The sequence below is a fragment of the Pedococcus sp. KACC 23699 genome (genome assembly GCF_045348425.1).
Taxonomy (GTDB): Bacteria; Actinomycetota; Actinomycetes; order Actinomycetales; family Dermatophilaceae; genus Pedococcus.
Window position 1 is genome coordinate 1933411 of the sequence record NZ_CP157483.1, and the last position, 22676, is coordinate 1956086.

The 22676-nt window shown below is 69.9% G+C and carries 17 protein-coding genes; 11 read left to right on the forward strand and 6 right to left on the reverse strand.

Going from position 1 to position 22676, the window contains the following annotated elements:
• Nucleotides 1–59: 59 nt before the first annotated feature.
• Both hisC and ABEG17_RS09075 read left to right on the forward strand, forming a co-directional pair.
• Nucleotides 60–1187 carry a histidinol-phosphate transaminase gene (gene hisC, locus ABEG17_RS09070; RefSeq protein WP_406832962.1) on the forward strand — a complete coding sequence of 376 codons (1128 nt, stop codon included), beginning with the start codon at nt 60–62 and terminating at the stop codon, nt 1185–1187.
• A gap of 213 nt (nt 1188–1400) precedes the next feature.
• Nucleotides 1401–4697 (forward strand): S8 family serine peptidase, encoded by a 3297-nt coding sequence (locus ABEG17_RS09075; protein WP_406832963.1) that lies wholly within the window; start codon nt 1401–1403, stop codon nt 4695–4697.
• Nucleotides 4698–4756: 59 nt separating this feature from the next.
• Here the strand turns inward: ABEG17_RS09075 and ABEG17_RS09080 are convergent, their stop codons facing one another.
• Nucleotides 4757–5170, reverse strand: a complete 414-nt coding sequence (locus ABEG17_RS09080) for a hypothetical protein (RefSeq protein ID WP_406832964.1) — start codon at nt 5168–5170, stop codon at nt 4757–4759.
• Nucleotides 5171–5282: 112 nt separating this feature from the next.
• On the opposite strand from ABEG17_RS09080, the gene mgrA reads away from it, so the two are divergent.
• From mgrA to ABEG17_RS09105, 5 genes are all read left to right on the forward strand, one after another.
• Nucleotides 5283–6329 (forward strand): L-glyceraldehyde 3-phosphate reductase, encoded by a 1047-nt coding sequence (gene mgrA, locus ABEG17_RS09085; RefSeq protein ID WP_406832965.1) that lies wholly within the window; start codon nt 5283–5285, stop codon nt 6327–6329.
• Nucleotides 6330–6612: 283 nt separating this feature from the next.
• Entirely contained in the window at nt 6613–7824 is a 1212-nt protein-coding gene (pdhA, locus tag ABEG17_RS09090) for a pyruvate dehydrogenase (acetyl-transferring) E1 component subunit alpha (RefSeq protein ID WP_406832966.1), read from the forward strand.
• Entirely contained in the window at nt 7824–8798 is a 975-nt protein-coding gene (locus tag ABEG17_RS09095; protein WP_406832967.1) for an alpha-ketoacid dehydrogenase subunit beta, read from the forward strand. The genes pdhA and ABEG17_RS09095 overlap by 1 nt, the downstream gene beginning before the upstream one ends.
• A gap of 15 nt (nt 8799–8813) precedes the next feature.
• Complete coding sequence (locus ABEG17_RS09100) at nt 8814–10328, forward strand: dihydrolipoamide acetyltransferase family protein (protein ID WP_406832968.1); 1515 nt, start codon at nt 8814–8816, stop codon at nt 10326–10328.
• A 471-nt stretch (nt 10329–10799) separates the two neighbouring features.
• Nucleotides 10800–11843 carry a hypothetical protein gene (locus ABEG17_RS09105; RefSeq protein ID WP_406832969.1) on the forward strand — a complete coding sequence of 348 codons (1044 nt, stop codon included), beginning with the start codon at nt 10800–10802 and terminating at the stop codon, nt 11841–11843.
• 129 nt (nt 11844–11972) lie between these two features.
• Here ABEG17_RS09105 and ABEG17_RS09110 read toward each other — a convergent pair whose 3' ends face one another.
• The 3 genes from ABEG17_RS09110 to ABEG17_RS09120 all read right to left on the reverse strand — a co-directional run bounded on the left by ABEG17_RS09110 (nt 11973) and on the right by ABEG17_RS09120 (nt 15203).
• Nucleotides 11973–13673 (reverse strand): DHA2 family efflux MFS transporter permease subunit, encoded by a 1701-nt coding sequence (locus ABEG17_RS09110; protein WP_406832970.1) that lies wholly within the window; start codon nt 13671–13673, stop codon nt 11973–11975.
• Nucleotide 13674: 1 nt separating this feature from the next.
• A complete protein-coding gene (locus ABEG17_RS09115) occupies nt 13675–14205 on the reverse strand; it encodes a MarR family winged helix-turn-helix transcriptional regulator (RefSeq protein ID WP_406832971.1) in 531 nt (176 codons plus the stop codon).
• A gap of 143 nt (nt 14206–14348) precedes the next feature.
• Nucleotides 14349–15203, reverse strand: a complete 855-nt coding sequence (locus ABEG17_RS09120; RefSeq protein ID WP_406832972.1) for a maleylpyruvate isomerase family mycothiol-dependent enzyme — start codon at nt 15201–15203, stop codon at nt 14349–14351.
• A 26-nt stretch (nt 15204–15229) separates the two neighbouring features.
• Here ABEG17_RS09120 and ABEG17_RS09125 point away from each other — a divergent pair, with 26 nt between their 5' ends.
• Genes ABEG17_RS09125 through ABEG17_RS09135 form a run of 3 tightly spaced genes read left to right on the forward strand, consistent with a single transcriptional unit; the run spans nt 15230 to nt 19898 of the window.
• On the forward strand, nt 15230–17239 hold the full coding sequence (locus tag ABEG17_RS09125; RefSeq protein ID WP_406832973.1) for a cytochrome c oxidase assembly protein: 2010 nt from the start codon (nt 15230–15232) through the stop codon (nt 17237–17239).
• Nucleotides 17236–18036 (forward strand): carbon-nitrogen family hydrolase, encoded by an 801-nt coding sequence (locus ABEG17_RS09130; protein ID WP_406832974.1) that lies wholly within the window; start codon nt 17236–17238, stop codon nt 18034–18036. Before ABEG17_RS09125 ends, ABEG17_RS09130 begins: the two co-directional genes overlap by 4 nt.
• On the forward strand, nt 18033–19898 hold the full coding sequence (locus tag ABEG17_RS09135; RefSeq protein WP_406832975.1) for an NHL domain-containing thioredoxin family protein: 1866 nt from the start codon (nt 18033–18035) through the stop codon (nt 19896–19898). The genes ABEG17_RS09130 and ABEG17_RS09135 overlap by 4 nt, the downstream gene beginning before the upstream one ends.
• A 70-nt stretch (nt 19899–19968) precedes the next feature.
• Here ABEG17_RS09135 and ABEG17_RS09140 read toward each other — a convergent pair whose 3' ends face one another.
• Entirely contained in the window at nt 19969–20229 is a 261-nt protein-coding gene (locus ABEG17_RS09140; protein ID WP_406832976.1) for an HNH endonuclease signature motif containing protein, read from the reverse strand.
• A 308-nt stretch (nt 20230–20537) separates the two neighbouring features.
• Between ABEG17_RS09140 and ABEG17_RS09145 the strand changes: the two genes are divergently transcribed.
• The gene (locus ABEG17_RS09145) at nt 20538–20807 is read left to right on the forward strand and encodes a DUF6458 family protein (RefSeq protein ID WP_406833168.1); all 270 of its coding nucleotides are present in this window, start codon (nt 20538–20540) and stop codon (nt 20805–20807) included.
• A 297-nt stretch (nt 20808–21104) separates the two neighbouring features.
• On the opposite strand, the gene ABEG17_RS09150 is transcribed toward ABEG17_RS09145, so the two are convergent.
• Nucleotides 21105–22568 carry a hypothetical protein gene (locus ABEG17_RS09150; RefSeq protein WP_406832977.1) on the reverse strand — a complete coding sequence of 488 codons (1464 nt, stop codon included), beginning with the start codon at nt 22566–22568 and terminating at the stop codon, nt 21105–21107.
• Between the last annotated feature and the right edge of the window lie 108 nt (nt 22569–22676).

Consider the following 22676-nt stretch of genomic DNA (forward strand, 5'->3'; position numbering starts at 1 on the left):
GACCCCGCCCCCGACTCCTGCGCCTCGCGGCCGGGCTGGCGCCCCATATGGTGTTGACCATGAGCGACACCGCCCGCGACACCGACGTCCAGCTGCGCAGCGCCCTCGACCAGGTGCCGGCCTACGTCCCCGGGAAGCCGGCGTCGGCACCCGAGGGGGTCGCCGCATACAAGGTGTCGTCCAACGAGAACCCGTTCCCCCCGCTGCCGTCGGTCCTCGACGTGATCACCCAGGCGGCCGGCAACGTCAACCGCTACCCGGACATGGCCGTCACCGCCCTCAGCGAGGCCCTGGCGCAGAGCCTGGGCGTCCCGGTCGAGCACGTCGCCACCGGCACCGGCTCGGTCGGCGTCCTCGTTCAGGTCATCGCGGCCACGTGCGACGCGGGCGACGAGGTGGTCCACGCGTGGCGCTCGTTCGAGGCCTACCCGATCGTCACGGCCCTCGCCGGGGCCACGTCGGTGAAGGTCGGGCTCGACGACCACGAGCGGCACCGCCTCGACGCGATGCTCGCCGCCATCACCGACCGCACCAAGGTCGTCATCGTCTGCACCCCCAACAACCCGACCGGCCCGATGGTCACCCACACCGAGCTCGAGCGCTTCCTCGAGCGGGTGCCGTCGCACGTGCTCGTGGTGATCGACGAGGCGTACGTCGAGTTCGTCACCGGCGAGGACGCACCCCGCTCCCTGGAGCTGTACCGCGACCGCCCCAACGTCATGGTGCTGCGCACCTTCTCCAAGGCCTACGGTCTGGCCGGCCTGCGGGTCGGGTATGCCGTGGCGCACCCGAAGGTCGCCGGTGCCCTGCGCAAGACCGCGACGCCGTTCGGCGTGAACTCGATCGCGCAGGCCGCGGCGATCGCCTCGCTGCAGGCGTTCGACGAGCTCCAGGAGCGTGTCGACCAGCTCGTGGCCGAGCGGGAACGCGTCGTCGGCGCGTTGCGCGGTCAGGGGTGGTTCATCGCCGACACCGAGGCCAACTTCGTGTGGTTCGGCCTCGGTGAGCGGTCCGGCGACTTCGCTGCGGCGGCCCAGGCCGCCGGCCTGACGCTGCGCCAGTACGGCGACGACGGCGTCCGCGCCACGATCGGCGAGACCGAGGCGAACGACGTCCTCATCCGGGTCGCCGGCGAGTTCCTGGCCGACCACCCGGTCGAGCACCCCGCCGAGCGCCCTGCAGGCTGACCCCGCCGGGAGCGCGGCGGCGTCAGCTGCTCCCCATCGGGTCAGGGCGGCGGCGCACGCCGGACAAACGGCAGCAAACCGTCGACTGGTGGCCTCTGACCGGCAGACTTGGAACAACCTTTACCTTTCCGGCCGAACCAATCCCACGCAGCCGGGGCGAGACTGACTCGGGTCGCCCACCGCACGGGGGTGTCGGACGAAGGGGAGCTCGACGTGACTGCACGACGCACCAGGCGCCGCGGACTCACGATCGTTGCCGGGATGGCTGTCGCGGGGGTGGTCGCAGCAACCGTTGCGCCCGTCGCCTCAGCCGAACCCGGCGGCGGCGTGGGCAAGGCACCGATCGCCAAGGCACAGAAGGACAAGGTCAAGAAGGTCCAGAAGAAGGACAAGCTCGGCCAGCACGACCGCCAGCTGCTGGCGACGGCACAGCAGAAGGGGACCAAGCGCGTCACCCTGATGCTGGCCACGCAGAAGGGCGCCACCAAGGACGTCGTGGCCGCGGTCAAGGCCGCCGGCGGCTACACCGGGATGGTCAACGACCGCATCGGCTACGTCCGTGCCAGCGTCCCGACCGGCAAGGTCGACAAGGTCGCAGGCGCCCTCAAGGTGATCGCGGTGGACCTCGACGAGGCCATCCCGATGCCGAACCCCGCCGTGGAGACCGCCAAGCCCGGCGCCACGACCGCGGTCGCCGCCCCCGGCAAGAGCACCCCGGACTCCAACCCCTACATGCCGACGCGTGACCAGGGCTCGGTCGACTTCAAGAAGAAGAACCGGGCCTGGGACGGCCGTGGCGTGACCATCGGCATCCTCGACTCCGGTGTCGACCTGGACCACCCGGCCCTGAAGACCACCTCGACGGGCCAGCGCAAGATCGTGGACTGGGTGACCGCGACCGACCCGGTCTTCGACGGTGACGCCACGTGGCGCCCCATGATCACCAAGGTCACGGCGACGCCGACGTTCACCTACGCCAACGCCACCTGGACCGCTCCGAAGGCTGGTGACTACTCCGTCAGCCGGTTCTCCGAGAACATCACGGAGGGCAGTGAGCCCGAGGGTGACGTCAACCGCGACGGTGACACCACCGACAAGTTCGGGATCCTCTACGACTACGCCACCAACGACATCTGGGTCGACGCCAACCAGGACATGAAGTTCACGGCCGACGAGATGATGCGCCCCTACAAGGAGCGCTTCGACGTCCACCACTTCGGCACCGACAACCCCAGGACCGCGGTCGTGGAGCGCATGCCGTTCACGGTCGAGTTCCGCAAGAACGTGAGCCTCGCGCCCTACCAGGACCCGACGCTGCCCCCGACCGCCGACTTCGTGAACATCGGCATCGTCGAGGACGCGCACGCCTCGCACGTCGCCGGCATCGCCGCCGGGCACAGCCTGTTCGGCGGGAAGATGGACGGCGAGGCGCCCGGCGCCAAGATCGTCTCGTCGCGCGGATGCACCTGGGGCGGCGGCTGCACCGCTGCCGCACTGACCGACGGCATGGTCGACCTCGTCGCCAACCGTCACGTCGACGTCGTCAACATGTCGATCGGTGGCCTCCCGGCCCTCAACGACGGCAACAACGCCCGCGCTGCGCTCTACAACCGCCTCATCGACGAGTACGGCGTGCAGCTGTTCATCTCGGCCGGCAACAGCGGCCCGGGCGTCAACACCATCGGCGACCCGTCCGTGGCGACCGACGTCGTCAGCGTGGCCTCCTCGATCACCAAGGAGACCTGGCTGTCCAACTACGGCTCGGTCGTCTCCTCGCCGCTGAACCTGCACAACTACTCCTCGCGCGGTCCGCGTGAGGACGGCGGGTTCAAGCCGAACATCATGGCGGCGGGCTCGGCGATCTCGTCGGTGCCGCAGTGGCTCAAGCAGCCCGACGTGGCCGAGACCGGCTACACGCTGCCCGTGGGTTACGCGATGTTCAACGGCACGTCGATGGCCTCCCCGCAGGCTGCGGGTGGCGCGGCGCTGCTGCTCTCCGCCGCCTTCGCGACGGGCACCGACACCACGCCGGCGCAGCTACGCAACTCGATCTACACCTCGGCGAAGTTCGTCAAGGGCATCGAGGCCATCGGTCAGGGTGCCGGACAGATGAACGTCCCCGGTGCGTGGACCCTGCTCAGGAAGCGACCGGCCACGCAGGACTACACAGTCACCGCACCGGTCTGCACCCCGATCTCGGACTTCCTCGCGACGCCCGGCGTCGGCACCGGCGTCTACAACCGTTGTGGCAGCAAGGACGGTGGTCAGGTCTCCGGCGTCTCCAAGACGTACACCGTCTCGGCGACCCGCACGAGCGGCCGGTCCGGCTCGGCGCTGCACCAGCTGCGGCTCATCGGCAACGACGGCACGTTCACGCTCGGGACGACCAAGGCCCAGATGCCCAAGGGCACCAAGGTCTCCATCCCGGTCACGGCGAGGACGACCAGCCAGGGCGCCCACTCGGCGATCCTGGAGATCGACGACCCGACCACCTCGGTGGTCGACCAGCGGGTTCTCCTCACGGTGGTCCTCGCCAAGGAGCTGACCAAGCCGTCGTACGCCACGACGACCAGCGACAGGGTGGGGCGCAACCTCACCAAGAAGCTCTTCGTCAACGTCCCGGCGGGCACCAAGGCCCTCCAGGTCAACCTCGGCGGGATCGCGACGAAGAGCCAGGTCCGCTTCATCGGCATCAACCCGTATGGCGTGCCCGTCGAGTCGACCTCGTCGCTGGAGTGCTACACCAACTTCAGTGACCCGAAGACGTGCAAGCCGACGTCACGCAACTACGCCAACCCGCTGCCCGGCATCTGGGAGTTCGAGGTCGAGGCCCGGCGCACGTCGCCGTTCCTGGACAACCCGTTCCGCCTGACGGCAGCAGCCCAGGGCGTCACGGTCGACCCGGAGACCCAGACCCTCCCGACGGCCAAGGCCGGCACACCGACCCCCGTCAGCTGGAAGGTGACCAACACCTTCGGGCCGGTCACGGTGCAGCCGCAGGGTGGGTCCTTGGGCAGCTCCTTGTCCGACCGCAAGACCATCACCGATGGTGCACAGCAGTCGTTCGACGTGGTGGTGCCCGCGGGTGCCGAGCGTCTGGACGTGGCGATCGGCAACACCTCCGACCTGGGCGCCGACCTCGACCTCACGGTCTACAACGGCGGCAAGGTGGTGGCCAGCTCGGCCGACGGTGACTCCGAGGAGGCGGTCAGCATCGCGAACCCGCCGGCAGGTACCTACACGGCCGTCATCGACGGCTACTCGGTGCCGTCGGGGACCACGCAGTACGACTACCTCGATGTCTTCTTCTCCCCCGCCCTCGGATCGCTCGACGTGCCCAGCACGTTGATCGACCTGGCGCCCGGGGCGTCGACGACGATCACGGGTGAGGTCACGGCGGAGCAGGCTCCGGCCGCGGGTCGCAAGCTGTTCGGCGAGATGAACGTCGTCTCCTCCGAGGGCGCGGTGCTCGGCACCGGGTCCGTGGTGGTCGGCGCCGTCACGCCGTAGTCGCACCAACGCAGCACAGGACCCCGCAGGCGTCGTGCCTGCGGGGTCCTGCGCGTTCGTCAGCCCGCGACGATGCTCTCCACCTGGAACGGGCGGCCCTGCTGGCAGGTGCTGGCGACGTTCTCGACGCGGTACCCACGCACGGTGACCTGCTGGCCGGGCTTGATCCCCGCGACCTTGCCCATCAGCTGCCACGGCCCGTTGCTGTCGGCCGGGGTCGGCGTGAGCAGCAGGCAGCCGGACTCCACGCCTGCCGACACGGACCCGGTGACGGTCAGGAGCCGCACCTTCCCCCCGGACGGAGGCGGCAGGGTCGGGTCCTCGGGGGCCGCCGAGGTCGTGGTGGTGGAGGCGGACGGGGTCGTGTCGCCGGCGGTGCCGGACGTGCTCGAGCCGCCTGTGCTGCCACCCGTCCCGCACGCACCCAGCACAGCGACGGCCGTCAGCACCAGAAGGGGACGAAGGGGTCTCATCCACCCATCCTCACCCCGTGTCTCGGCGAGGGCAATGCCGTTGGTCCCCCTCGACCCACCGCCGTGCCATACCCCGGTGGTCGTAGGGGGCGGCCCACGACAGACTGGGGCCATGGTCGACACCTGGCTCCCCGCCTACCTCCCCAGCCCTGACCGCTACGGCCCCATGCCCTACCGCAAGGTGGGTCAAAGTGGTCTGCACCTGCCCGCCGTCTCCCTCGGCCTGTGGCACAACTTCGGCGACGACAAGCCGTTCGACGAGCAGCGCGCGATCCTGCGCCGCGCCTTCGACATCGGCATCACGCACTTCGACCTCGCCAACAACTACGGGCCGCCCTACGGCTCGGCGGAGAAGAACTTCGGCCGCCACTTCGCCGCCGACTTCAAGCCCTACCGCGACGAGCTCGTCATCAGCACCAAGGCCGGCTACGACATGTGGCCGGGGCCCTACGGCATCGGCGGCTCGCGCAAGTACCTCCTCGCGAGCCTCGACCAGAGCCTGGAGCGGATGGGCCTGGACTACGTCGACATCTTCTACAGCCACTGCCCCGACGAAGACACCCCGCTCGAGGAGACCATGGGCGCGCTCGCGACCGCGGTGAAGCAGGGCAAGGCGCTGTATGCCGGCATCTCCAGCTACTCACCGGAGCGCACCGAGCGGGCGGCCGAGGTCCTCGCCTCGATGGGCGTCCCGCTGCTCATCCACCAGCCGAGCTACTCGATGCTCAACCGCTGGGTCGAGGGTGGCCTGCTCGACACGTTGGGCGAGAAGGGGATCGGCTGCATCGCGTTCAGCCCGCTGGCGCAGGGGATGCTGACCAACAAGTACCTCGGCGGCGTCCCGGAGGGTTCGCGGGCCTCCCAGGGCAAGTCCCTGTCTCCCGACCTGCTCACCGACGAGTCGCTGACGCACATCCGCAAGCTCAACGACCTCGCCTCCGAGCGAGGCCAGTCGCTGGCCCAGATGGCCCTGGCCTGGGTGCTGCGCGACGAACGGGTCACCTCGGTCCTCATCGGCGCCTCTTCCGTCGCGCAGCTAGAGGACTCCGCTGCCGCCGTGGCCAACCTGCGGTTCAGCGACAAGGAGCTTGCAGAGATCGACGCCGACGCCGTGGAGGCCGGGATCGACCTCTGGCGCGGCAAGTCCGAGATCTCCTGACTCCCCACGCAAAACGCTGGTTGCGCGGCATACCGCGGGAAAACAACCCGACCTTTGCCGCGCAACCAGCGTTTTGCGGGGGTGGAGGACCCGTCGCGAGTCCGGATTCTGAGATTTCCCGGGGTCCGGTTATCTTTGGCCTCAGCAAGGCCCTATGTGAGCGCCGCCACAACCGGTGCAACCAGCCTGCCGCGCAACGCCAGCAGCGGTGACCCCGCGGGGGTTGCCGTGGCCCGAGCCGAAGGTCCCGTCATCCGCGGGTCCGGAGGAAGAAGGAGTGCCTGTGAGCGACAACGCTGTCGCCAGTACCGGTGAGAAGGCCGGCACCACCCCCCACGAGGAGGAGGTGCTCGCCGAGCTGACCGCCCCCGTCCCGGAGGTGGGTGACGGTGGACCCGAGATGGTCCAGCTGCTCACCCCCGAGGGCCAGCGCGTGGAGAACGACGAGTACGACGAGTACGTCAAGGACCTGACCGACGAGGACCTGCGCGGCTTCTACCGCGACCTGGTGCTCATCCGTCGCGTCGACGCCGAGGCCACCGCGCTCCAGCGCCAGGGTGAGCTCGGCATCTGGGCCAGCCTGCTCGGCCAGGAAGCGGCCCAGGTCGGTTCCGGTCGCGCGATGCGCCCGCAGGACTACGCCTTCCCGACCTACCGCGAGCACGGCGTCGCCTGGTGCCGCGGGGTCGACCCGCTCAACCTCCTCGGCCTGTTCCGTGGCGTCAACCACGGTGGCTGGGACCCGAACGAGAAGAACTTCCACCTCTACACGATCGTCATCGGCGCGCAGACGCTGCACGCGACCGGGTACGCGATGGGCATCCAGCGCGACGGCGACGTGGGCACCGGTGACGAGGACCGCGACGCGGCCGTCATCGCCTACTTCGGCGACGGGGCGACCGCCCAGGGCGACGTCAACGAGTCGTTCGTCTACGCCGCGGTCAACAACGCCCCCGTGGTGTTCTTCTGCCAGAACAACCAGTGGGCCATCTCCGAGCCCAACGAGCGCCAGACCCGTATCCCGCTCTACCAGCGGGCGCGCGGCTTCGGCTTCCCCGGTGTGCGGGTCGACGGCAACGACGTCCTCGCGGTCTACGCCGTGACGCAGCAGGCGCTCAACGCCGCCCGCAGCGGCAACGGCCCGACGTTCATCGAGGCCTACACCTACCGCATGGGCGCGCACACGACGTCGGACGACCCGACGAAGTACCGCGTCTCGGCCGAGGTCGAGGTATGGAAGCACCGCGACCCGATCGAGCGGCTCAAGTCCTACCTCGTGCACACGCAGAAGGCCGACCAGGACTTCTTCGACGCCGTCGAGGCAGAGGGCGACGAGCTCGCCGTCACCGTCCGCGAGGGCTGCCTCACCATGCCCGACCCGACCCCCGACTCGATGTTCGACCACATCTACGTCGAGGAGCACCCGGTCGTCGAGGCCGAGCGCAAGGAGTTCGCCGCTTACCACGCCGGCTTCACCACGGAGGGTGGTCACTGATGGGCACCATGACGATCGCCAAGGGCATCAACAACGGCCTGCGCGCCGCCATGGAGCGCGATCCCAAGGTCGTGCTCATGGGTGAGGACATCGGCAAGCTCGGTGGCGTCTTCCGCGTCACCGACGGCCTCCAGAAGGACTTCGGCGAGGACCGGGTCATCGACACCCCGCTCGCCGAGGCCGGCATCGTCGGCACCGCGATCGGTATGGCGCTGCGCGGCTACCGCCCGGTCGTCGAGATCCAGTTCGACGGCTTCATCTACCCGGCGTTCGACCACATCGTCAGCCAGGTCGCCAAGATGCGGGCCCGCTCGCTCGGCAAGATCAAGCTCCCAATGGTCATCCGCATCCCCGTCGGCGGTGGCATCGGCGCCGTCGAGCACCACTCGGAGTCCAACGAGGCCTACTTCGCGCACACCGCGGGCCTCAAGGTCGTCTGCTGCTCCAACGCCGAGGACGCCTACTGGATGATCCAGCAGGCCATCGAGTCCGACGACCCGGTGCTGTTCTACGAGCCCAAGCGCCGCTACTGGGACAAGGGTGACGTGGACGAGTCGGCGGCACCGCGCCCGCTGCTCAAGGCCCAGGTCGTCCGCGAGGGCACCGACGCGACGCTCGTCGCCTACGGCCCCATGGTCAAGACCTGCCTGCAGGCCGCCGAGGCCGCTGCAGCGGAGGGCAAGAACCTCGAGGTCATCGACCTGCGCTCGCTCAGCCCGCTCGACCTCGACACCGTCGCCGCGTCGGTGGAGAAGACCGGTCGGACCGTGGTGGTGCACGAGGCGTCGACCTTCCTCGGCCTCGGTGCCGAGATCGCCGCCGCCCTGCAGCAGCGTTGCTTCTACCACCTCGAGGCGCCGGTGCTCCGGGTCGGCGGCTACAACCTGCCCTACCCGCCGAGCAAGCTCGAGGAAGAGTTCCTTCCCGACCTCGACCGCGTCCTGGACGCCGTCGACCGCTCGCTGGCCTTCTGAGAGGTAGGAATCTTCATGGCAGTCAAGGACTTCAACCTTCCCGACCCCGGTGAGGGCCTGACCGAGGCCGAGATCGTCACCTGGAACGTCAAGGTCGGCGACACGGTCAAGGTCAACGACATCGTCGTCGAGATCGAGACGGCCAAGTCGCTCGTCGAGCTGCCCGTGCCGTTCGCCGGCACGGTCATGGCGCTGCACGTCTCCGAGGGCGACACCGTCGAGGTCGGCACGCCGATCATCTCCGTGGACACCGCCGGTGGCGCAGCCCCCGTGCAGGACGCGCCTTCGGCCGGTGCCGTCGAGCCCGGCATCGAGGGCTCACCGGCCCCGAAGATGGCGGCCGCCGCGGCGGCAGCGGAGGCGGACGAGGAGGTCATCGAGGAGGGCAAGATCGGTGGCACCACGTCGACCGGTCGCACCGCCGTCCTCGTCGGCTACGGCGTCAAGCAGACCGAAGCCGTCCGTCGCCCCCGCAAGGGCGGTGCCGCTGCTGCGGTGGCTCCGGCCGTGCAGCCGTCGTTCCCGCCGGCCGTGCAGTCGCCCGTGGCACCGGCCGCACCGGCCGCACCGGTCGCCCGTGAGGGTGGGGGCCGGGCGCTGGCAAAGCCGCCGGTCCGCAAGTACGCCAAGGACCTCGGGGTCGACCTCGCCGCCGTGGCCGGCTCAGGGGAGGGTGGCATCATCAGCCGCGCCGACGTCGAGGCGCACGCAGCGAACGGCTCCGCCGCACCCACCGAGGCGCCCGCCCCGGTGACGTCGGGCACCCAGGGTGCGTCCGCGGCATACCAGGCTCCGGTCTTCACCCGCGGTGGTGAGCGCGAGACGCGCCTCCCGATCAAGGGGGTCCGCAAGATGACGGCCCAGGCGATGGTGGGCAGCGCCTTCACGGCGCCGCACGTCACCGAGTGGGTCACCATCGACGCGACCGCCACGATGGAGCTCGTCGAGCGGTTGAAGAAGGACCGCGAGTTCAAGGACGTCAAGGTCACGCCGCTGCTCGTGCTGGCCAAGGCGATGGCCGTCGCGATCCGTCGCCACCCCGAGATCAACGCGACGTGGGACGAGGCCGCCCAGGAGATCGTGGTCAAGCACTACGTCAACCTCGGCATCGCCGCGGCCACGCCCCGGGGCCTGATCGTCCCGAACATCAAGGACGCCGACCAGATGTCGATGCTCCAGCTGGCCCAGGCCATCGGTGCCTTGACCGCCACCGCGCGCGAGGGTCGCACGCAGCCGGCCGACATGTCCGGCGGCACGATCACCATCACCAACGTCGGGGTCTTCGGTGTCGACACCGGCACCCCGATCATCAACCCCGGTGAGTCGGCGATCATGGCGTTCGGCGCCATCCGTCGCCAGCCGTGGGTGGTCACCGCCGCCGACGGCACCGAGACGATCGAGCCGCGCTGGGTCACCCAGCTCGCGCTGTCGTTCGACCACCGGCTCGTCGACGGCGAGCTCGGCAGCAAGTTCATCGCCGACGTGGGCGCGATCCTCGCCGACCCGGCGCGTGGCCTCGTCTGGGGCTGATCGTCGAGGCAAGCCCCAGAACGTACGACGAGGGCCCGCTCCGTTGACCGGTGCGGGCCTTTGTCGCGCCTTCGAGGTGGTTTGCGGCTGTTGGAGACTCTTTGGTGTTTCCGTCTACGTCAGATGATGGAGAAAACGGCCAGACTGCATCATCCGAAAGTCGTAGATGAGGGTTAGTATCGCGGCTTGTGTCCCGCCTTGGGCGCCATCCTCGATCAGGAGCTGCAGACAGTTGGCGCTCGTGCACCAGATCCCCCTGGATCAGGGCGGCACCTCGACGACCTCGCGCTGCGTGCTCGTCGAGGGGGCACGCGGTACCCACCCGATTGGCTTCTCCATGAGCAGGGCGTGGCGAGTCGAGTGAACACAGGAGCAACATCAATGACCCTCAAACGTAGAGACCTGTTGGCTGTCCTCGGAGTGGCCGGCGCTTCGGTGCTGACCGCTTCCGCACGGGCAGATGCTCGGGCCTTGAGCGCGTCCACGGCGGAATCCACTGCGCCACTGACGCACACGTGGGCCCCCGCAGTGGCACGGACGGTCCCCTCCACCCCACCAGCGCCGTCCTTCTCGATCGGGACCAACGAGCCGACGTGGAGCAACTCTGGCTGCCGCGTCGCCGTGTCCGCCCTGAAGTACGATTCCCGCACCAACGTGGTGACGTCGTACGACGGTCAGGTGATCTCCGGTCTGTACCTCCCCCATGGGCGGATCGAGGTGCGCCACGCCAACGTGACCATCCGCGACTGCGTCATCGGGGTCGGCTGGGACTCCTCCCGGGCGTACATCCAGAACAACTGCGGAATCGTGCACAAGCCGAGCGCCAACACCTCAGGCAACCTGATCGAGTATGTGACCATCGACCCCACGAACGCTGCGAGCCCCGTCACCGCAGGCCGGGCCGGGGCGCGGGACGTCTGGGGCAACGACGCCCAGACCTCCGGGATCTACGGGTACGGCATGACGGTGCGTCGCTGCGCCATCCGCCATGTCACGGACGGGGTCATGCCCGACGTCAAGGTCGGCCAGATGGCCCCGTCGAGGGTCGAGGGCAACTACATCGAGACCCGGTGGCTCGCCTACGACCGCGACCAGCGGGACGGAACTCACAACGACGGGGTCCAGCTCGCCGGCGGCAACGGTCACGTCATTCGGGGAAACACGCTGCGCAACCCCTCCGGCAACTCGGTCGTCAAGGGGCAGTGCGTGGTGCTGACGCCGTATCACGGCCCCATCACCAACACCGTGATCGACCGCAACTGGATGTACGGCGCGTACACCCAGGTGAGTGCGTGGCCGCACCTGTCCGAGGGCGGCCCGAACTGCTCGGGGACCACCATCACCGGCAACCGGCACGGAGGTCAGTGCGTCTGGCCGATCCTGGTGACGCCTGAGGTCAAGGCATCGAGCGTCGCCATCGGGTCCAACGTCGCCGGCCCCGCCGGGCTGACCTGGAACAACGGCCGTACGGCTGCAGGGGGCAGCATCAAGGTCAACGTCACCGCCGCCCGCTGACGCTGAGGGTCCTTCCGGGAGGCAGGCGCCCAGCACGTACGACGAAGGCCCGCACCGTGATCGGTGCGGGCCTTCGTGGTGTCACGACGTCAGTGCGTCACGACCTGGTTGCGTGACGACCTGGGTGCGTCAGTGCCCGACGGCCGGGTGGGCAGCAGCCGCGTCGGCCTTGTCCGCGTCGGCCTTCTCGGCGGCTCCCCGCTCGGAGTAGGCCGAGCCGCCACGCAGCTCGACCGCCGGGAGGAACAGCATTACGAGGAAGCCGATGACCATGACCGCGCCACCGACGAGGAACACGGTGTCCATCGCCTCGGAGAACCCCTGCAGGAACGGCTTGGCCAGGCGCGGGTCGAGCTGGTTGAGGAAGGACGAGTCCTTGAGCACCCCGCCTGCCGGGCTTGCGCCGCCTGCCTGCTGGGAGGCGGCCATCGACTTGGCGAACGCGGCATTGGCCGGGTCCTTCAGCGCGGCCTGGAACTCGCTCGTCCCCAGGGCCTCCTTGAGGGAGGAGGCGATCTTGCTGGGGACGGTCGAGAACAGGATGGACAAGAAGACCGCCGTGCCCAACGTGCCACCGATCTGGCGGGTGAAGGTGGCCGAGGAGGTGGCGACACCGATGTCCCTCGGGGGGACGGCGTTCTGCACGGCCAGCGTCAGCGGCTGGAAGTTGAAGCCGAGGCCCAGGCCGAAGAAGACCATGACGATCATCGTCTGCCACAGCGGGGTGTCGGCCTGGACGTAGTGGAAGACGAACAACGCCAGAGCGAGCAGCGCCGAGCCGATGATCGGGAAGATCCGGTACCTCCCGGTGCGGCTGATGATCTGGCCCGAGAGGATCGAGCCGAACATGATGCCGAGGGTGAGCGGCAGCAGCTGCAGGCCGGCCTGCGTGGGCGAAGCGCCCTTGACGATCTGCAGGTAGAGGGGCAGGCAGGCAAGCCCGCCGAACATCGCCATGCCGATGAGGACGGACGCGCCGGAGGCGACCCCCACCGTGCGGATCCGGAACAGCGCGAGGGGCAGGAGCGCCTCTTCCTTCATCGCCCGCTCGACGAGCAGGAAGGCGATGACCCCTACGCCGCCGACGACGTAGCAGGCGATCGAGCGACCCGACTCCCAGCCCCAGTCCCGGCCCTGCTCGGCGACGAGCAGCAGCGGCACGAGTCCGAGGCTGAGGGTGACCGCGCCCCACCAGTCGATGCGGTGGTCGAGGCGGGTGTGGTGCAGGTGCAGCGTCTTGGAGACGACAGCGAGCGCGGCGATGCCGATCGGGACGTTGACGAGGAACACCCAGCGCCAGCCGTCGACGCCGAAGATGGTGCTCTGGCCGGCGAAGAACCCGCCGATGACCGGGCCGAGCACGCTCGAGGTGCCGAACACCGCCAGGAAGTAGCCCTGGTACTTGGCGCGCTCACGGGGCGGCACGATGTCGCCGATGATGGCCAGGGCCAGCGAGAACAGGCCGCCGGCGCCGAGGCCCTGGATGGCGCGGTAGAACGCGAGCTGCAGCATCGACTGCGACAGGGTGCACAGGACCGAGCCGACGACGAAGATCGTGATCGCGGTGGTGAAGAGCTTCTTGCGACCGTAGATGTCGCCGAGCTTGCCGTAGAGCGGCGTGACGATCGTCGAGGTGATGAGGTATGCCGTCGTGGCCCAGGCCTGCTGGTCGAGGCCCTTGAGGTTGTCCGCGATGGTGCGGATGGCGGTGGCCACGATGGTCTGGTCGAGGGCGGCGAGGAACATCCCCATCATCAGGCCGATGAGGATGGTGACGATCTGCCGATGGGTCATCGGGCCGTCGGGCCGCGCGGTGGCGGTGGCTGCCATGTCAGTTCTCCGGGGTGCTGGTGTCGCCGGTGGTGGCGTCTGGGGTGGGTTGGGGTGCGCGTCGGCGCAGGAGGCTCTCCCTGTTGGACTCCAGGGCGGAGCCGAACCGTTCGAGGTGGGCGGCGAAGTCACTCGCCTGGTCGGGGCTCCAGTCGTCCATGAGCTCGAGGAACCATTCGTTGCGCTGCTGCTGGATGGCCCGCAGCAGGGCGGTCCCCTCGTCGCTGAGGCGGACCACCTGCGCCCGGCCGTCCTCCGGGTCGCTGACCTTGTCGAGCAGGCCGTGGCTGACGAGGGTGCTCACCTGGCGGCTCACGGTGGAGACGTCGGAGTGGATGACCTCGGCGAGGGCCGAGACCCGGCGGGGCTCGGCGAGCAGGTTGAACAGGAGCGGGTAGGCGGTGGCGTCGACGGCCGGGTGGAGCCGGGGTGCGTGCAGCTTCATCGACTGCAGGAGCTTCATGAGCCGTACGAGGCCGAGGCTCACGCGGTCCGCGGTCTCCCGATCGAGGTGGGACGAGGGTTCGGGCATGGGTGGACCTTGGGGACGGAAGGTTGCTTGCGGCATACAAGTATCACGACATCGTTGCGCGTCGCAATCAGTTGCCGCCCACCGAGCCGGACGCCGAGCACGGGGGCGCGGCAAAGACCATCCATTCGGACGAGAAAGATCCCTCAGGGAACGAGGACGAGGTGCTCCAGCACGCGGCGGGCGACGTCCTCGTCGCCGACGACGCTGAAGTGGATGTCCTCGACGCCTCCGCGGCCGGCGGCCCGACGGGTCAGGCAGTCGGTCGACAGGGTGATCGTCGTGAAGACGTCCTCGGGGTCGCCGTCGTGGGCGATGCCCGAGAACAGCGGTATGCCGCGGGCCTGCCCTTCGTCGCCGGGCTCCACCCACACGCCGGCGCGTCCCATGACGGGCCCGGTGGAGTCGATGATGACGACGTTGCCGGGCTCGATGCCGGCCTCCTTGGCCACCAGCCGCGGCAGCGCCGCGAACAGCAGGTCCATGAACACCGCGGCGCCACCGGAGTCGAGGTTGCCCGGCCGGCCGAGGGCGTGGCGCAGGTCCTGCTCATGGGTCCAGATGTCGAGGATCCGGCGGCGGAGCGTCTCGCCGACCGGTGCCGGCCCCCAGGCGCCACGGACGACCGTGTCGAGGGTGACCTCGGGCGCGGAGAACTCCGCGATGCGGCGGGCCGCCACGGTCTCGAGCTCGTCGACGACCTTCTGGCCCACCATGCGACGCCGCAGCTCGACGGACTTCTCGATGAACTGGCCCGCGGCGTTGCGGATGTGGCTGTAGGCGGGGACGTCCACCTTCGGGACCTCGCCGGTGTAGAGCCAGGACTCCAGGCCCACGACGTGCGAGATCTGGTCCTTGACCGTCCAGCCGGGGCAGGCGGTCTCCTTGTCGAAGTCGGCGTCGGAGCAGGAGCGGCCCAGGTCCACGATGGCCTGGGTGGTCTGCTGGTAGGCCGAGACGAGTCCGGCCAGGTCTTCGGGTGCTGCCGGATGCAGAGGCATGCCCCCACCCTACTTAGGCTGGGGGCATGACCTCACCTGCCGCGGTGTCCGTGAGACCGCAGGCGGCCGCCCCGGCTCGGCTGCCTGGCGCCGCCCTGCTCGTGGGGGTCCTGCTCGCCCTGCCGCTGGCGGCCGCGGTCGGACAGGCGGCGGCGGCCCCCGTCGTGGGCGACCCGGGAGCGGTCGTGCGCTGGGGCGTCCTCTACGCCCGCGTGCTGCACGATGTCGCCGCGGCGGCCACCGTGGGCCTGCTCGTGCTCGCTGCCTTCCTCGTCCCGGAGACCACCCGGACGCACCGCCGTGTCACGGCGACCCGACTGGCGGGCGTCGCGGCCGGGGTATGGGCGCTGGCGGGAGCGGTCGGCGCCCTGTTCAGCATGGCCGTCCTGATCGGCATACCCCTGTCCGACCCGGGCTTCGCCCAGCAGTTCATGACGTTCGCATGGCAGCTCCTGCCGATCAGGGAGGTGCTCATCACCAGCGGCCTGGCCGCCGTGGTCTGCGTGGGGGCCCTCCTCGCCACGACCAGGACGGCCATGGCGTGGCTCTGCGCCGTGTCCGTCGTCGCCCTGTTGCCCCTCGCCCTCGCCGGTCACGCCGCAGGGGCGGCCGACCACGGCACCGCCGTCAACGCGCTCGCCGTGCACGTCGTCGCCGTGACCATCTGGGTCGGCGGCCTGCTCGCGCTCGCGATCCTCCGCCCGCTCCTGGCCGGCGCCGACCTGGCCGCGACCGCCCAGCGCTTCTCCACGCTCGCAGGCTGGTGCTTCGCGGCCGTCGCGGTGTCCGGCGTCCAGAGCGCCTTCCTCCGGGTGGGCACCTGGTCCGACCTCGCCACGAGCTACGGCGCGCTGGTCATCGTCAAGACCGTCGCCCTGGTCCTGCTCGGGGTGGCTGGTTACCTGCACCGCCGCAGCCTCCTGATCCGGCTGCACAGCCCCACGCCCGGCACCTCCTTCGCCCACCTCGTCCTGGCCGAGCTCGTCGTCATGGGCATCGCCATGGGCACCGCCGTCGCCATGGCCCGCAGCGCGCCGCCGGTCTCCGAGGCCGTGGTGGACTCGACCCCGGCGTACAACCTCACCGGGTACCCCGAGCCGCCGCCGCTCACGGGCAGCAGCTGGATCACGACGTGGACCACCGACTGGTTCTGGGTCGCCGTCGCCCTCGTCGCCGTCGGCCTCTACCTCACGGGGGTGGTGCGGCTGCGCCGCCGTGGCGACGCCTGGCCCGTCCACCGTTCCATCGTGTGGGTGCTCGGCTGGGTGGTCCTGCTGTATGCCGTGTGCGGCGCCCCCGGCGTCTACGGCCGGGTGCTCTTCTCGATGCACATGGTCATGCACATGGTCGTCGCGATGCTCGTGCCGCTGCTGCTCGTCCCGGCTGCGCCGATCCTGCTGGCCCTGCGCGCGCTGCCGTCCCGCCCGGACAAGACGTGGGGTCCCCGCGAGGTCCTCCTGCAGGTCGTGCACTCGCGACTCTTCCGGGCGATCGCCAACCCCGTGGTGGCGGCGGCCCTGTTCTTCTTCAGCCTGGCGATCTTCTACTTCTCGCCCGTCTTCGAGCTGGCCCTGCGCACGCACACCGGCCACATGCTGATGATGTTCCACTTCCTGCTCAGCGGGTACCTGTTCGTCTGGGTGCTCGTGGGGATCGACCCCGGCCCGAAGAAGTGGTCGCCGCTGATGCTGCTCGTCATCCTCTTCGCGACGATGAGCTTCCACGCCTTCTTCGGCGTCGTCATGACCGGCAGCACGACGATCCTCGCGCCCGACTTCTTCGAGGTCGTCAAGCTGCCGTGGATGACCGACGTCCTCGGCGACCAGAAGAAGGCCGGAGCGATCGCCTGGGGGATCGGTGAGGCGCCCACGCTGGCCCTGACCCTCATGGTCGCCATCGCCTGGGTCCGCTCCGACCGCATCGAGACCCGGCGCAAGGACCGGCAGGCCGACCGCGACGGCGACGCCGAGCTCGCCGCGTACAACGCGCACCTGCAGGCGCTGCGCGAGCGAGGAGAACGAGGGGAGCAACGATGAAGGTTGCGGTGCTGCAGGTCGCCTACGGTGACGCCGAACCCATGGACGAGCGGGTCGACCGGGTGGCCGCGCTGGTCCGCGAGCAGCGCGGCCACGACCTCGTGGTGCTCCCCGAGCTGTGGGCCCCCGGGGGCTTCGCCTACCGGGAGTGGGACGACCGCGCCCAGCCCGTCGACGGCCCGATCGGCACGGCCATGGCCCGGGCGGCCCGTGACGCCGGGGTGGTGCTGCACGCCGGCTCGATCGTCGAACGTCCCCGTGACGGCGAGACCGGTCCCGAGGGCCGAGGGCTCTGGAACACCTCCCTCGTCTACGCCGCGGACGGCAGTCTCGTCGCGACCTACCGCAAGATCCACCGGTTCGGCTTCGGCGCCGGTGAGCCCAGGCTCATGGATGCCGGCGAGGACATCGTGCTCGTCGACCTCCCCGGCGGCGTAGGACGCGCGGGGCTGTCCACCTGCTACGACCTGCGGTTCCCCGAGCTCTATCGCCTCCAGCTCGACGCCGGCGCCACGGCGTTCGTCGTGCCCGCGGCGTGGCCGGCCGCACGCGTGCGGCACTGGACCCTGCTCGCCCACGCCCGCGCCATCGAGGACCAGTGCGTCGTCATCGCCTGCAACACCGCCGGCACCCACGCCGGCACCGAGATGGGCGGCCACTCGCAGGTCATCTCCGCCAGCGGCGAGGCGCTCGCGATGGCCGGGACTAGCGAGCAGGTGCTCAGTGTTGAGGTCGACATGGATGCCGTGACGACCTGGCGTGAGCAGTTCCCCGTGCTGCAGGACCGGCGGCTGTGACCCGAGCTGCCACGCGGCTGCGCGCTCCCGAGCTCGCAGGCCGCGGCTGGCTGAACACCGGTGGTGTCGAGCTGTCGCTGGCCGACCTGCGGGGTCGCATCGTCGTCCTCGACTTCTGGACGTTCTGCTGCGTCAACTGCCTGCACGTCCTCGACGAGCTGCGCCCGCTCGAGGAGAAGTACGCCGACTCCCTGGTCCTGATCGGCGTCCACTCGCCGAAGTTCGAGCACGAGGCCGACCCTGACGCGCTGGTCGCCGCCGTCGAGCGATACGCCGTGCACCACCCCGTCCTCGACGACCCCGACCTCGTGACGTGGGAGGCCTACACCGCCCGCGCCTGGCCGACGCTCGTCGTCATCGACCCCGAGGGCTACATCGTCGCCTCGATGTCGGGGGAGGGCCACGCCCACGGCCTGTCCGTCCTCATCGAGGAGCTCATCGCCGAGCACGGCGCCAAGGGCACGCTGCGCCACGGCGACTCCCCGTATGCCGCGCCGGAACCTGCCGAGACCGCGCTGCGGTTCCCGGGCAAGGTCGCCACCCTGCCCGACGGCTCGTTCGTCGTGTCCGACACCACGCACCACGAGATCGTCTGGCTCGAACCGGACCTCGTGACCGAGCGACGGCGGTTCGGGGCGACGAGTGACGGCGTTGGCGGCCTCGCCGAGCCGCAGGGCGTCCTCGTCCTCCCCGAGGCGACGGCCCGGCGAGTCGGGTACGACGTCGTGGTCGCGGACTCCGTGAACCACCGGATCCTCGGCCTGCGGCTGTCCGACGGCGCATGGACCCTCCTTGCGGGGACCGGCGAGCAGCTGCGCGAACGATCCGGCAGCGGCCCTGCCCTCAAGCAGGCCCTCTCGACCCCGTGGGACCTCGCCTGGTTCATCGACCGGGTCGTCATCGCCATGGCCGGCGTCCACCAGCTCTGGGCCCTGCACCTGGCCACCGACCCGGCCGACAACACCGTCGCCATCCTCGGTGGCACGTCGGCCGAGGGGCTGCGCGACGGCGCGGCCGACGAGGCGTGGTTCGCCCAGCCGTCCGGTCTCGCGGTCTCCGCCGACGGCAGCCGGCTCTGGGTCGCCGACTCCGAGACCTCCGCGCTGCGTTCGCTCGATGTCACCGACGAGGGGTTCGTCGTGACCACCCACATCGGGCAGGGGCTGTTCGACTTCGGCCACCGGGACGGCGCAGCGGACCAGGCCCTGCTCCAGCACCCGCTCGGGGTCACCGTCCTCCCGGACGGCTCGGTCGCGATCAGCGACACGTACAACGGCGCGATCCGCCGGTTCGACCCGGTGACCACCGAGGTCAGCACCCTGGCCAGCGGACTGCGCGAACCCTCCGACGCGGTCGTCGAGACCTCCGACGGCGACTCCACGGGTGGTGCGACGACGCGGCTGCTGGTCGTCGAGTCGGCGGCCCACCAGCTCGTGCGGGTGCCGCTGCCGGACAAGGCAACCCGGGTCGACGGCCTGGCCCGGCAGACGCAGCGTCCCCGCACCAGCATCGCGCCGGGCGACGTGCGGCTCGAGGTCACCTTCACCCCGCCGACCGGCCAGAAGCTCGACCACCGTTGGGGCGACCCGACGCGACTCATGGTCTCGGCGACCCCCGAGCACCTGCTCCGCTCCGGTGCCGGCAGCGCCCAGGGCCTGACCCGGGTGCTCGACCTCGACCCCGCGGTGGGTGACGGTGTCCTGCACATCTCGGTACAGGCAGCCTCCTGTGACGGCGACCCGGTCACCGGTGAGGTGCCTGAACACGCTGCATGCCATCTCTACCAACAGGACTGGGGCATCCCCGTCGTCCTCGACGCCGACGCCCCCGCCGAGCTCACCCTCGATCTTCGAGGCGTCTGATCCCTGCGGCGCGCCTGACCCCTGTGGTGGGGTCCACCCTCCGCAGCTCCGCCTTGAGGCGACCCGGGCCTCATGTTCGCAGGGCGAAGGTGACGTGCTTCCTCCCCTTGGCCTTGGTGACGACGTGGTGCGAGTAGCGCGGGTCGTGGGCTCTTCGGTGGTGGTGTCCGCACAGCGGAACCGCCTTGGCGAGATCTGTCCGCCCACCCTGTGACCACGGGTCCTCGTGGTGGAGCTCGGACCAGGCGTACGGCCGATGGACCGCCCAGCACTGCCGGGCAGCCGCGTTGCCGGACAAGGAGTCGGTCGGCAGGTGCTCCAGCAGTTCCACGAACGCCGTCCCGTAGCGATGCGCCCAATGGCCATCCGCTCCACGGAAGGCATTCCACGCGGCGGCCTCGGCCTCTCGGCGGGTGCCGGCTCCGGCCTTCGCAGCCTTGGCCGCCTGCTGGGCGAACCGCCGGGGGTGAAGCGTCGATCTCTGCCAGTGAGCGCTCCGTGGCCGACAGGAGGCGCCAGCTCCTCGGACGGGTTGCGCTCTCGGCTGTTCCAGCGCGCCATTCATGCAGGTCAGGGGTGGCGGGTCTACAGTCGTGCCCACTCGGGTCAGCCTGCACCCGCGACCCTCCAGGAGTGAGCATGTACATCGGACTCGGCATCTTCCTCATCGTCGTCGGAGCCGTCCTGGCGTTCGCCCTCAACGCGTCCGTGTCGGGGCTCGACCTCCACATGATTGGCTGGATCTGCATGGGCGCCGGCGTCCTCGCCATCTTGTTGTCGTTGCTCGTCACGCGCCGTGCGACGACGGGTGGCGGCTACTCCGCGCGCCGGGTCAGCCACGTCGACCCCGCAACCGGCACCCGTGTCGACGAGGTCGACGTCGACCGCGAGCGCGAGCGCGGGATCTGACACCGCGCAGCTGAGCGCAGAGGGCGGGCTGCCACACGGCGGCCCGCCCTTCGGCGTCCGTAGGGCAGATCATGATCTGGCGGCGGACCAATCCGAACCCGCGAGGGCGCCGAACCGCATACAGAGGCAGGGTCCCGCCGTGCACGGGGGTGCCAGGGGCGCTGTCGCAGGGGCGTCGAAGGGCTGGTGTCCGCAGGGGGACGCCAGCCCTTCGGACGTGCCGGGGGCGGACGCCCCATGAGAAGGCAGGCCAGCGACGGACCTGGGGAGCTGCGGCCTCAGCGGGAGCACCGACAGCTAGGGCGATTCGACGGGCTCGTGCTGACCGACGACGTCGTCACGGGTGTGGCTGGAGAGGCGGTCCCAGGCAAGTCCCACCTCCGCGACAAGGGCCGCAGTGATGACGACCGTCGCACCGAGACTCTCTTGGGCCACCTCGTGCGGCACTGTCTGGATCAGCAACCCGCTGGAGATCGCGGTGGCGAGTCCACCTCCTACAGTGGCGACCAGGATCACGTCGACCCCCCACGGGCTCCGGCGCCACAGACGCCGTCTGGTCGCCGCCACGGCGAGGATCACCGCCGCGGCGGCCCACAGGATGAGCGGCTGGGAGCGATAGGTGTGTGTGCCGAATGCGTCTTGGGGGAGGGCAGGGGTACCGAAGAACAGGCCGGCCAGGGGTGGTGGCGTGGCCGCGGTGACATCACCCCAGACGGATGGCACGAGTGAGTGTGGCAATTGGGACTTGATGACCTGCACCGTGCTGCCGGGGTGGGTGAGCAACCAGTGGATCCACCAGCTCTGCCAGTGCTCGGTTGCCCACTCGTTCATCCCGGGACAGGTCTTGACGGTCGTAGCGACCCAGCTGGTCGTGCCCCTGTCCGTGACCGTTGCGGGGGTGGCCGGGATCATGCACTTCGGAGCGTCGGACGTGCGCAGGTCGGCGAGCACCTTGGTGGCGACGGGGTCGTACGTGCCCATGGGGTAGGCCATCCCGACAGTCGAGCGGGAGTAGCCGTTCTTCTGCGTCCACGTGCTGTCCGAGTTCATGTTGTAGACGTAGCTGTAGCCCGAGAACAGCACGAGGAGGCCCGCCACGGTCCCCAGGAGGACAACCTTCTTGCTGAGCAGTGCGACCAGGGCGAGCCCCGCGGCCCACGCCAACAGGACGACGAAGAGGTTGGGGCGGGTCATCGTGTACCAGAGGGCCAGTGGCAGGAACAGCAGGGCCCGGCCCCAGCTGGGCTCCCGCGTCAGCCAGATCAGGCTGGCGAGGGCGAGGACCCCCGTGGTCATGGCGATGGAATCGCCGAGGATCACGGTCTCCCAGTTGGCGATCTGGGCCGTGCAGGGGATGAGGACCAGCAGCGCGACGAACAGGCGCCGCACGCCGGGGCGCCGGATACCGTGGGACACGACCAGGGCCAGTGCGCCCCACGCCACCGCGGCCAAGAGGACCTGGGCCACCATGATGGCTCCGTCATTCGGCCACATCGCCAGCCAGAAGGTCGCCCCGACGGGGCGGACCGATCGACCGTTCATGCTGCTCAGGGAGAGGTCGAACCAGTGGCCTTGGTGGCGGTACGTCTTGGTGTCCGGGTAGATGGACGGCGTGGCCGACACGACGCCGACGAGCTTGATCACGGGAAGGGCCAGGACCATGGCACGGACGACCGGGTCGGTGTCCAGGAGGCGGTCGAGGATGCGCCCCGCGCGGGTCCGTTCGCGTGGTGTGGCCGGTGTCCCCGAGTCTGGCTCCATGCGCGAAACCATAGGCGAGACGGCCGGTGAGACAGCCCCGCCCCGCCCCGCCCGGGCCACGGGAGATTGACCCTGCGTCACCGGGAGTGAATCATCGGGTCAGGCCTG